The sequence below is a fragment of the Photorhabdus viridis genome, assembly GCF_040256935.1.
In the GTDB taxonomy this organism is placed as follows: Bacteria; Pseudomonadota; Gammaproteobacteria; order Enterobacterales; family Enterobacteriaceae; genus Photorhabdus; species Photorhabdus viridis.
This window is the reverse complement of sequence record NZ_JBEJZY010000075.1, coordinates 1-9804: the sequence shown is the minus strand read 5'-3', so window position 1 is coordinate 9804 and position 9804 is coordinate 1. Positions and strand designations below refer to the sequence as shown.

Genomic DNA, 9804 nt, shown 5'->3' with positions numbered 1-9804 from the left:
AGTCTATTAGGTAATCATCAACCCACCAGGATAATACTTAATCCAGTCAATAGCAGCATTGGGGTTAAATGGCTCAATACTCAGTCCTTCCAGGCATTGCCAGAGTTCCTGAGTGTTCTGGGCGGTAATAACAATACAGTCCGGCATCACCCGGATTTTTAGTGGCATTCCAAAGGTAAATCCCGCTTCCTGTAACCATTTTCCTTTTAAAGAAATGCCGTTTTTAGCTACCTTGCCAAAACGTTCAGCTTGGGAAATTCGGCGAATTGTTTTATTATCGCGTTTAGCCATAATTAACTACCTTATATAGTTAGTTGTGGTAAGCAGGGTTATCGGGTGGCAGCCCGGTAGCTCTGCGTCAGTGAAAATAGTCTCTCAATGTTGAATTATGAACGATAGGTTACCTTTCTGCAATAAAAATATGACCTATAGTTTACCTAGGTTTTTCGTTGTCAGGCAGTCCATTGAGGGCGTCATTCCAGTGTTGATCCCGTTCTATATTATTCACTATTTTGCTGATCCATGTTTCTGATTTGCCCCACCGTATAGCCAGCTCGCGGCGCGTCCAGCCTTTTCGTTTCATTTCAGACTTAAACAATTCTGGCGGTATACGTTTCAAAATTACTCCACAAATATAAACTGTTTATCGACACATCATAGTATAGCCATTTCGCCGATAGGGTGACATTGGTAAATAAAATGACCGCTTAAGTGGCACAAGCCGAACTCCATGAGCATAGGATATGCCACACCAGAAATACCTATCACTAAGGTGATTGTTATATGAAGTTGGGTTACATGCATGCGTCAAAAACTGACGGTATCAAGTGCTGGATTTATGAATAATGCCCTATGAGGCAGAGATCTGGTGAGGCATTTTATTTTGTACTATGAATTATAAAATAGAGGTAGTTGCTGCTACAGACATAAAAAAACCAACCTAATTATGGTTGGTTTTTCCAAAAGCTCCGCGGCTCCTTTGCGTATCCTTTTGTGTCCCTTCATTGTCCGGTCAGTGTCCAATCAACTTTGCTAACTCACTGTTTTTAAAGCTGTTGTCCTATCACTGTCCCTACTAAATTGGTGGAGCTGGCGGGAGTTGAACCCGCGTCCGAAATTCCTACATCCTCGGTACTACATGCTTAGTCTAATCTTTACATTCACTTGCCAGCTGCGGACAGACACGCCACTAACAAACTAGCCTGATTAGATTTAACGCTTCAACCCCAGGCAAGGCATCCACGCGATCTCTTTTGGGTTTGACCTCTCCTGATCCCCGTCCTAAGAGCGGAGGCTAGGGAGAGAGGGCGATATGCAGGTTATTAAGCTGCTATTGCGTATTGTTCGTCGTTTGCGACTATTTTTTTGCGGCTTTTTACGAGGCCAACCGCCCCTCGGCATGCACCTTGGGTTTCGCGAATCCCGTCGAATCCAGAATCAGCCCCAAGTATGTCAAAAGCAAGTATATCAGAATATTAAACTATAATGCCAGAGATTATCGTCCGGCATTTTTCATAATACGTGCTTTGTCTAATTTCCATTCATGTTCTTTGATATCTGAACGTTTATCGTGCGCCTTCTTACCTTTTGCTACGCCAATCTTGACTTTGCACCAGGCGTTTTTCCAATAGAGGGATAAGGCAACAACGGTATAACCTTCACGATTGACTCGACCATATAATGAGTCAAGTTCGCGCTGATTAAGTAAGAGTTTGCGTGAACGCATAGGATCACAGACGACATGGGAAGAAGCTACATTTAACGGAGTGATGGTGGCACCAAAAAGATAAGCGTCGCCATCTTTGAGTAAAACGTAACTGTCGCTGATATTTGCTTTACCAGCGCGCAGTGATTTGACTTCCCATCCTTGTAACGAGAGGCCCGCCTCAAATTCTTCTTCAATGAAGTATTCGTGGCGGGCTCGTCTATTCATGGCAATGGTTGCCGAACCGGGTTTGTGTGCTTTTTTCTTTGTCATAGTGTATGCATTATACTGAATGCTTTGATGAAAGAAATCTTTTCCCGCAGCATATTTGCTGATTAATGAGTATTTATTGCATTATACGCTGACAGGTTTTTCTTTAATCACGTATAGGTGATATTATTTGCCACAATTGGGCCTTACAGGAAATGATATGCCACAGATTAGTCGCTCTGCGTTAGTACCGTACAGCGTGGAACAAATGTACAAATTGGTCAATGATGTGAGTTCTTATCCGGATTTTCTTCCAGGGTGTGTCGGCAGCCGTGTGTTGAGCATCAGTCGTCATGAAATGACTGCGTCAGTCGATGTTTCCAAGGCGGGTATAAGCAAGACTTTTGTTACCCGGAATATCCTGGCTGATAACCAAAGCATTAATATGCAACTGGTGGATGGGCCTTTTCGTAAGTTGATGGGAGGCTGGCAGTTCATACCTCTGAGTGAAGATGCCTGTAAAGTTGAGCTTCACCTTGATTTTGAATTTACTAATAAGCTGATTGAATTAGCTTTCGGCAAGATTTTTAAGGAGTTGGCCGGAAGTATGATACAGGCTTTTACTCTGCGTGCTCGCGAGGTTTATAGTGCCTGATATCAATGTCGAGGTTGTTTATGCATTGCCTGACCGCCAATATCTGCGTACTGTGAAATTGTCGCAAGGGGCGACTGTAGAGCAGGCAATTGTTGCGTCAGGTCTGCTGACTTTACGTAATGATATTGATCTGCAAAAAAATAAAGTTGGAATTTATAGCCGTCCCGCCAAGCTGACGGATATTTTGGAAGAGGGTGATAGGGTGGAAATTTATCGCCCATTGTTAGCCGATCCAAAAGAAATGCGTCGTAAGCGTGCTGAACGGGCTAAAAATAATGTTCAATAATTTGTCAATAGACAGCCAGTCATCTGTATTTTATGACTTGCTGTCTATATCTCTTTGATTATTGAAGATTCTCAGTAAGTGAGTTTTCGTTTTTAATGTCAGTCAGTACACCTTTACTGTCAAACGTCAGTGTTAGGGTTTGCTGAGTCACTTTTTCATGCCCAGGTTGCTGACGAAACACATAAAACCATGTTTGAGTACCAAACGGGTCTTGTAACATGGGTGTTCCTAATGTATAGGCTACCTGTTGCTGGGTCATCCCTTTGTGGATTTTTGATACATTAGCAGGTGTCAGATAGTTCCCCTGATTAATGTCAGGGCGATAAACAACCCGTTCCAGTGTAGAGCAACCCGCAGTCAGCATAACGAATGATACAGCAGCGGCAGTCAACATTTTACAGCGCATGGTAATTACATTCCTTTAGGAGTCAGGATGTTGATAATAATAGACCTTGACGAGATTGAAAACCTCTACAAGTTTTAGCTATGACCCCAAATATCCGTAAAAGTTGTGTCATATTATCCTGTCAGCAGCTCTTTTGCGTTCGCCAAGGTATTTTTTGTGACTTCACTACCTGCCAGAAGCCGCGCCAGCTCTTGTAATCTGGCTTTCTTGTCCAGTAATTGCATTTGAGTTTCTGTTTCTTCACCATCGGTCTGTTTACTGACATAAAAATGCTGGTGACCGCAACCGGCTACTTGAGGCAGGTGAGTGACGCACATGACCTGTGTAGACTCGCCTAATTCACGTAACAGACGACCGACAATTGCGGCTGTCGGGCCACTGATACCCACATCCACTTCATCGAATATCAGGGCTGAAGTTTCCATTTTCTTGGCCGTTATAACCTGAATTGCCAGTGCAATACGGGAAAGTTCACCACCCGACGCGACTTTTGCCAGTGATTGGTGTGGCTGACCAGGGTTAGTGGTGACATTAAATTCAACTTTATCTGCGCCATCAGCATTTAAGTGTTCAGGCGCAAAAGAGACATCAACGGTCAAGCGACCATGAGGCATGGAAAGCTGATGCATACTGTTAGTAATTAGCCCACTTAACTCTTTAGCGTATTGTTGGCGAACCAGATGCAGCCTTTCTGCTACTTCTAATGCTTGTTTATGGTGTCTGTTGACCTGTTCGCAGAGATGAGCGCAATCATCTTCTTGTTGTGCCAGCAGTTGCTGTTCTTCCCGTAATTGTTGATGTAGTGAGGGAAGCGCTTCCGGTACAACATGGTGTTTCCGGGCGACTCTGATTTGCTGCGAAATTTTTTGTTCCAGTTCAAATAGGCGATTTGGATCCATATCCAGTTGATCACCATAGTGGCGGAGTTCATCACTGACTTCATTAATTTGGATGGATGCTTCTTCCAGCATAGTCAGCAGGTTACCGAATTTATCATCCATTGTGATGAGTTCTGCCAATTCGTGTTTAGCGTGATTTAGCAGGCTGATAATATTTTGCTCATCATTATCACTCAGTAGCAGGAGTGCATTCTGACTGACCGATAATAGCTGACCACGGTTTGCCAACCGTTTGTATTCATTATCTTGTTCTTGATATTCACCTGGCTGCGGGGCTAATTCATTTAGCTCTTTCAGGTGATATTCCAGCAACTGTTGACGAGATTGGCGCTCAAGAGCCTGTTGCTGGAATTGTGCCAGATCCTGACAGCTTTGGTGCCATTTCTGATAGACCTGTTTCATCTCATTTTGCAGATTGAACTGATTAGCATAAGTATCGAGCAGGCGTTTTTGGTGACCACTTTCCAAGAGTAATTGGTGGGCGTGCTGGCCGTGAATCTGGATAAGGTGAGCGCCCAGTTCACGTAATTGGGAAAGTGGTACAGCCGTACCATTGATAAAACCCCTTGAGCGGCCATCTAAAGTTATGGTACGGCGCAGCAAGCATTCATTATTGTCATCAAGTTGACGTTCTCCCAGCCATTGACGGGCAGAAGGTGCATCAGAAAGAGAAAAATGGGCGCAAATATCAGCACGGGAAGCGCCGTTACGTACCATGTTGGTCTCACCGCGATTGCCCAGACATAAACCTAATGCATCAATTGCGATAGATTTACCGGCGCCGGTTTCACCCGTGATGGCTGTCATACCTGACCGGAAATCAATTTCAAGCTCACGAACAATGGCAAAGTTGCTAATAGTTAACTGGGTGAGCATCATGCCTCTCCTGTGTATAAAAACACCTCTGTATTTTCATACAGTATAAACTGGTTTTTTATACAGTAAAGTAGTGAAGCTTGTTTTTTTAGAACATTTTTTTAGACCAGCTTAGTTTTGTGCTTAATGTATTGAAGTAATTATAATCTTTAGGATGGATGAGATTGAGCTTCTGTTTGCTGCGGCTAATAATTACATCCTCTCCACCCTGTATAGGTAGAACTATCTGGCTATCACAACTGACTTCATAATCGTTGCTGTTTTGGGAAAACTTCAGTCTAATGCTGCTTTCGCTACTGATGACCAATGGGCGGGCAGATAATGTATGCGGGAACATCGGTACCAGGACGATAGCATCTAGGTTAGGTGTTAGAATTGGCCCCCCTGCGGAGAGTGAGTAAGCGGTCGAACCTGTTGGTGTTGCGATAATCAATCCGTCAGAGCGTTGGGAAAAAGCAAAACGTTCATCAATATAAACTTCGAATTCAATCATGTGAGCCACTTTCCCAGGATGGAGCACGACTTCGTTAATTGCGGTACTGATACGAGGTTTCTGGCCGTTTCTTCTGACCAGTGCTTCTAGCAGGAAACGTTGTTCATTCCTGTATTCGCCATCCAGTACTTCAGAAAGTTGTTGCAGAGCATTATCAGGATCTAAGTCCGTCAGAAAACCCAGATTACCTCTGTTAATCCCAATGACTTTAATATCATAACGGGAAAGAACCCGGGCAGCCCCCAGCATATTGCCGTCGCCACCAACAACCACGGCTAAATCAGCTTGTTTACCAATTTCAGTCAGGCCACCGGTCTGTGCATCTTGTAAACCGATATCTTTGGCTACCTGGCGATCAACAATGACGCAGTAACCTTTGGATTTTAACCAATGATAAAGCATCTCATGAGTGGCGAGTGCTTCTGGATGACGAGGATGACCAACAATACCAATGCATTTGAATTTTTTATTCATCGTTGTAATTTCCTTCAGCAAGAGGTTTTGTCCTCACAATATGACGGGTTCCCTTGAATCCCCAGTTTAGATCCCCATAATAAGCTAAGTAGTGAGATTAATGCCAAATACGCGGAGATATTCATGAGTAGTAAAGAACAAAAAATGCCTGACGAGCAAGTCTCGGAAGATATGGAAGTTGTATCTGAACAGCAAAACAGTGCGGATAAAGCAGAAGCATCAGAGACTGAAAGCGTTGTTGAGCCACGGGTCGCAGAGCTGGAAGAACAGCTCAGACAGGCGCAACAGCGTGAACGTGACGCCATTTTGCGTGCTAAAGCTGAAGTTGAAAATATCCGTCGTCGTACTGAGCAAGACATAGAAAAAGCCCATAAATTCGCGCTGGAAAGATTTGCTAATGAACTGTTGCCGGTGATTGATAATCTTGAGCGTGCTCTGGAGGCAGCAGATCGCACCAATACCGAAATAGCGCCAATGCTTGAAGGTATTGAACTGACGTTGAAATCCTTCCTGGGGGCTGTTGGTAAATTTGGTATTGAAGTTGTCGGCGACACTGATATTCCTTTTAATCCTGAAGTCCATCAGGCCATGACCATGATGGAATCCGATCAGCATGAGCCGAATCATGTCATGATGGTCATGCAGAAAGGGTATACTTTAAATGGCCGCTTATTGCGCCCGGCAATGGTAGCCGTATCAAAGTAATTTTAGTTCAGTGTAGATAATCAATGCCGCTCCAACCGGGGCGGCATTTTTTTACTGTAGCAACTCAGGTGTCCAGTTAATTGGCGCCATTCCTTGTTTTTCCAGGAATTCATTGGCTTTTGAAAAGTGTTTACAGCCAAAGAATCCTCTGTGAGCAGACAGCGGAGATGGATGAGGTGCTTTGAGGACATGCTGTTTATTGGCATCAATAAGGTTGCCTTTTTTCTGGGCGTGAGATCCCCAAAGAAGAAAAACTACGCCTGAACGGTGCTCGTTAATCGCAGCAATGACTTTATCAGTGAAAGTTTCCCAGCCCAGATTGGCGTGAGAGTGAGCGTTACCACGTTCTACGGTTAATACGGTATTGAGGAGGAGTACCCCTTGTTTGGCCCAACCGATGAGGCAGCCGTGATTTGGGCATTGGAAGCCGGGTATATCGGATACCAGCTCTTTGTACATATTAACCAGTGAAGGTGGCGCAGGAATGCCAGGTTGGACTGAGAAAGAGAGACCATGTGCTTGATTCGGGCCGTGGTAAGGGTCTTGCCCAAGTATCACAACCTTAATATCAGCCAATTCGGTGTAGCGGAATGCATTAAATACATCCTGTTGCGGCGGATAAATGGTTTTACCTGCCTGACGTTCTTTAGCGACATAAGCCAGTGTGTCGAGAAAATAAGGTTGTTTTTTCTCGTTACCGATCACGTCGTGCCATGTGAGAGATGCGGACATAGCAAATCCTTTTTATATAATTACCAGATGGACGCTAGCTTACCGATTTCAAAATCAGAGGGAAACCTTTAATGAACACTAAAACGAAATTTTTGATAAATATTTCAATGCCGTAAATTATTTTTGAAAATTTATCAAAATAATTTCTTTGTAGTTAGCTATAAAAAATTATTTAAACCATAAGGTTGCAATATATTTATAGCGACTATATGAAATTAATTGAGCTGAATCAATGGGTATTCTCATTCATGTTGGTATACAAGCATTAGATATATTGGTTTGTTGCATGAATGTAGAGATAGAAATGATGACGGGTATCCAATTTACTGATAAACACTAGGTAGAAATTGATCTAGTATCAGAGATAGAAATCACAATTTATTAGTTTTGCTAACAATATTAAAACATTTGCTTAACCTTAAGTTATTTCCTGCCGATAGATTAATTGCACCAATTAAATAGCTAATTATTTTCAACTATCGTTAGGGAATTTTATGAGTTTATCAATTGGTCTCAATCTATCAATAGGTTCAGATTTTCCTGTTTTAAATAATCTTCAGCTTGTTACATCACCTTCTGTTCCAACCGAGAATATTAAGAAAGCGGCCCCTGAAGTCTCTTCGCTCTCAGAAACGACTAAAAAGAACAATAGAATTTATCAATCATTAGTTAATGAACAGAGTATTAACATCAATTTAAAATCAATGACAGGAATTAAAGCAGAACAGATTAATGGTAATCAATCTCATGAAATTGATTATATATTGGCTTTGATCTCTGATGATGTTTATATAAAAACCACTATGGGAATTGGTGATTATGTCCGTCTTTCTGATGGTGAGTTATTAAATGCAGGAATAGAACCGGCAAATTTGAGAAATGAAACAACGGGTTTTCAGGCAGGCATTTATCGTAGTGGTGATCTCCATATCGTTGCTTTTGCAGGTACTAACGATTTGAAAGATATATTGACTAATTTACGTCAAGGTTTTGGGTTTGATGAAGCGCAATACCATCAGGCTGTTGATTTAGCTCGTACTGCCAGAATGGCGTTTGGGGGAAATATGTTATTTACTGGACATTCTTTGGGGGGAGGATTAGCCGCAACAGCTGCATTATCAGTTGGAAAACCTGCGGTGATATTTAATTCAGCCGGTGTTTCCGACAATATGATGAAAAATCTGGGGCTTTCACCACAAGAGGGCAGAAATATCGCTGATAATGGATTGATACGGCATTATGTTGTGGAATATGATTTTCTTGATTCATTACAACAGAAACTGCCAGTGTCCCAGCCGATAGGGCATAAAATTTTACTGAAATATAATGGTGATTTGGGAGAATCGAATAAATGGTTGCCTTCTCTGATGCGTGGATTCAATGCACATTCTCTTAAAAAGGTGTTGGAATTATTAACGATATATAAACCTTGGATATCTTTGAATAATGAACAACAAGAAGAATCGTTGGTGATGCTTAACGAACCAAATCTAAGCGTTTCTGTATGATTGCAAAGGGATATTATGAAAATCTGTGAAGTCGTTGAGTTTGAATCTGAATCGAATTTTCAGCAGGATGAAGAAAATATAAATCCGTTGCAATGGGCGATATTCAATCAGCGAATGAATGATATTAATACTTTGCTGAAAGAGGGGGCTGATCCTGCTCAATCGGGTTTACAACAAGAAAGTGCTTTACATACGGCTGCAAAAATCAGTAATCCTGATTATCTCAAATCTTTATTATCAGTTGTGCCTGATGTGAATATTACTCATCCTGTCACTTTAGCAACGCCTCTACATGCTGCGGTTCAGGTAGGGAGAAAAATACAGGCTGAATTACTGCTGATGTCAGGAGCTAACCCCAATTTGGCTAATCGGATTGGGGATACTCCGTTACATATTGCAGCTAAAATTAATTCACCGGAACTGGCGTTGATATTGTTGAAGTCAGGTGCTGATCCTAAATTGCAAAACAAGCAGCAATCAACATTCCTGATGTATCTCAATCTCACACCGCTAAAAGCGCGGAGCTGTGAGATGCAAGCGGAATATGATGAAGTCAATCATTGGCTGAAAGCTCAGCAAGTCAGCCGATATTATTTTAAGTAAGATAAAAACGTGCTATTTAGCCTCTCTTTTTACCTGGTATTTTTGCGTTTTACGCCTCACTTCTCTCTCATCAATTTTTCGACGATGGTATTCAGGGGTCTGTTTGTCTTTCTTCAACGCAGAACGAGTAATCATGACGGTGCAGGGTGAGATCTCACATTTTTAATAAGGTTATTTTGGTTAAATAAAAATCAGAATATGACTTTTTATAGGCATTTCTCTCATTAAAACGTTAAGATCTCTCCCTTCCAT

12 protein-coding genes and 1 other RNA gene are annotated in these 9804 nt (G+C 42.1%); 5 read left to right on the top strand and 8 right to left on the bottom strand.

Features of this window, described 5'->3' with window-relative positions; genetic code table 11:
- Window positions 1–6 precede the first annotated feature (6 nt).
- The 4 genes from ABR397_RS21245 to smpB all read right to left on the bottom strand — a co-directional run bounded on the left by ABR397_RS21245 (window position 7) and on the right by smpB (window position 1978).
- The gene (locus tag ABR397_RS21245) at window positions 7–291 is read right to left on the bottom strand and encodes a SymE family type I addiction module toxin (RefSeq protein ID WP_158019890.1); all 285 of its coding nucleotides are present in this window, start codon (window positions 289–291) and stop codon (window positions 7–9) included.
- A gap of 142 nt (window positions 292–433) precedes the next feature.
- Window positions 434–619 (bottom strand): helix-turn-helix domain-containing protein, encoded by a 186-nt coding sequence (locus ABR397_RS21240; protein ID WP_011147563.1) that lies wholly within the window; start codon window positions 617–619, stop codon window positions 434–436.
- A gap of 462 nt (window positions 620–1081) precedes the next feature.
- Window positions 1082–1445: a transfer-messenger RNA gene (ssrA, locus tag ABR397_RS21235) on the bottom strand.
- Window positions 1446–1495: 50 nt separating this feature from the next.
- The gene (gene smpB / locus ABR397_RS21230; RefSeq protein WP_350307452.1) at window positions 1496–1978 is read right to left on the bottom strand and encodes an SsrA-binding protein SmpB; all 483 of its coding nucleotides are present in this window, start codon (window positions 1976–1978) and stop codon (window positions 1496–1498) included.
- Window positions 1979–2135: 157 nt separating this feature from the next.
- Between smpB and ABR397_RS21225 the strand changes: the two genes are divergently transcribed.
- Together ABR397_RS21225 and ABR397_RS21220 are read left to right on the top strand one after the other, a co-directional pair.
- Window positions 2136–2570, top strand: coding sequence for a type II toxin-antitoxin system RatA family toxin (locus ABR397_RS21225; protein WP_036843021.1), 435 nt, complete (start codon window positions 2136–2138; stop codon window positions 2568–2570).
- Entirely contained in the window at window positions 2563–2856 is a 294-nt protein-coding gene (locus ABR397_RS21220) for an RnfH family protein (protein ID WP_350307451.1), read from the top strand. The genes ABR397_RS21225 and ABR397_RS21220 overlap by 8 nt, the downstream gene beginning before the upstream one ends.
- 58 nt (window positions 2857–2914) lie before the next feature.
- Here ABR397_RS21220 and bamE read toward each other — a convergent pair whose 3' ends face one another.
- The 3 genes from bamE to nadK all read right to left on the bottom strand — a co-directional run bounded on the left by bamE (window position 2915) and on the right by nadK (window position 6004).
- Entirely contained in the window at window positions 2915–3262 is a 348-nt protein-coding gene (gene bamE, locus ABR397_RS21215) for an outer membrane protein assembly factor BamE (RefSeq protein ID WP_021324742.1), read from the bottom strand.
- A gap of 113 nt (window positions 3263–3375) precedes the next feature.
- On the bottom strand, window positions 3376–5037 hold the full coding sequence (recN, locus tag ABR397_RS21210) for a DNA repair protein RecN (RefSeq protein WP_350307450.1): 1662 nt from the start codon (window positions 5035–5037) through the stop codon (window positions 3376–3378).
- A gap of 88 nt (window positions 5038–5125) precedes the next feature.
- The gene (nadK, locus tag ABR397_RS21205; protein ID WP_350307449.1) at window positions 5126–6004 is read right to left on the bottom strand and encodes an NAD(+) kinase; all 879 of its coding nucleotides are present in this window, start codon (window positions 6002–6004) and stop codon (window positions 5126–5128) included.
- Window positions 6005–6127: 123 nt separating this feature from the next.
- On the opposite strand from nadK, the gene grpE reads away from it, so the two are divergent.
- Window positions 6128–6709, top strand: coding sequence for a nucleotide exchange factor GrpE (gene grpE, locus ABR397_RS21200; RefSeq protein WP_046973725.1), 582 nt, complete (start codon window positions 6128–6130; stop codon window positions 6707–6709).
- Between the two features lie 51 nt (window positions 6710–6760).
- On the opposite strand, the gene ung is transcribed toward grpE, so the two are convergent.
- Window positions 6761–7441, bottom strand: a complete 681-nt coding sequence (gene ung, locus ABR397_RS21195; RefSeq protein WP_350307448.1) for a uracil-DNA glycosylase — start codon at window positions 7439–7441, stop codon at window positions 6761–6763.
- A 494-nt stretch (window positions 7442–7935) separates the two neighbouring features.
- On the opposite strand from ung, the gene ABR397_RS21190 reads away from it, so the two are divergent.
- Window positions 7936–8949, top strand: a complete 1014-nt coding sequence (locus ABR397_RS21190) for a phospholipase (RefSeq protein WP_350307447.1) — start codon at window positions 7936–7938, stop codon at window positions 8947–8949.
- Window positions 8950–8964: 15 nt separating this feature from the next.
- Window positions 8965–9552, top strand: coding sequence for an ankyrin repeat domain-containing protein (locus tag ABR397_RS21185; RefSeq protein WP_350307446.1), 588 nt, complete (start codon window positions 8965–8967; stop codon window positions 9550–9552).
- Window positions 9553–9804: the final 252 nt, after the last annotated feature.

What these genes read in the sequence shown, in the direction of transcription:
- grpE (WP_046973725.1), top strand. Translation starts at nt 6,128, where the DNA reads ATGAGTAGTAAAGAACAAAAAATGCCTGACGAGCAAGTCTCGGAAGAT.
- nadK (WP_350307449.1), bottom strand. Translation starts at nt 6,004, where the DNA reads ATGAATAAAAAATTCAAATGCATTGGTATTGTTGGTCATCCTCGTCAT.
- bamE (WP_021324742.1), bottom strand. Translation starts at nt 3,262, where the DNA reads ATGCGCTGTAAAATGTTGACTGCCGCTGCTGTATCATTCGTTATGCTG.
- recN (WP_350307450.1), bottom strand. Translation starts at nt 5,037, where the DNA reads ATGCTCACCCAGTTAACTATTAGCAACTTTGCCATTGTTCGTGAGCTT.
- ABR397_RS21245 (WP_158019890.1), bottom strand. Translation starts at nt 291, where the DNA reads ATGGCTAAACGCGATAATAAAACAATTCGCCGAATTTCCCAAGCTGAA.
- ABR397_RS21185 (WP_350307446.1), top strand. Translation starts at nt 8,965, where the DNA reads ATGAAAATCTGTGAAGTCGTTGAGTTTGAATCTGAATCGAATTTTCAG.
- ABR397_RS21225 (WP_036843021.1), top strand. Translation starts at nt 2,136, where the DNA reads ATGCCACAGATTAGTCGCTCTGCGTTAGTACCGTACAGCGTGGAACAA.
- smpB (WP_350307452.1), bottom strand. Translation starts at nt 1,978, where the DNA reads ATGACAAAGAAAAAAGCACACAAACCCGGTTCGGCAACCATTGCCATG.
- ung (WP_350307448.1), bottom strand. Translation starts at nt 7,441, where the DNA reads ATGTCCGCATCTCTCACATGGCACGACGTGATCGGTAACGAGAAAAAA.
- ABR397_RS21190 (WP_350307447.1), top strand. Translation starts at nt 7,936, where the DNA reads ATGAGTTTATCAATTGGTCTCAATCTATCAATAGGTTCAGATTTTCCT.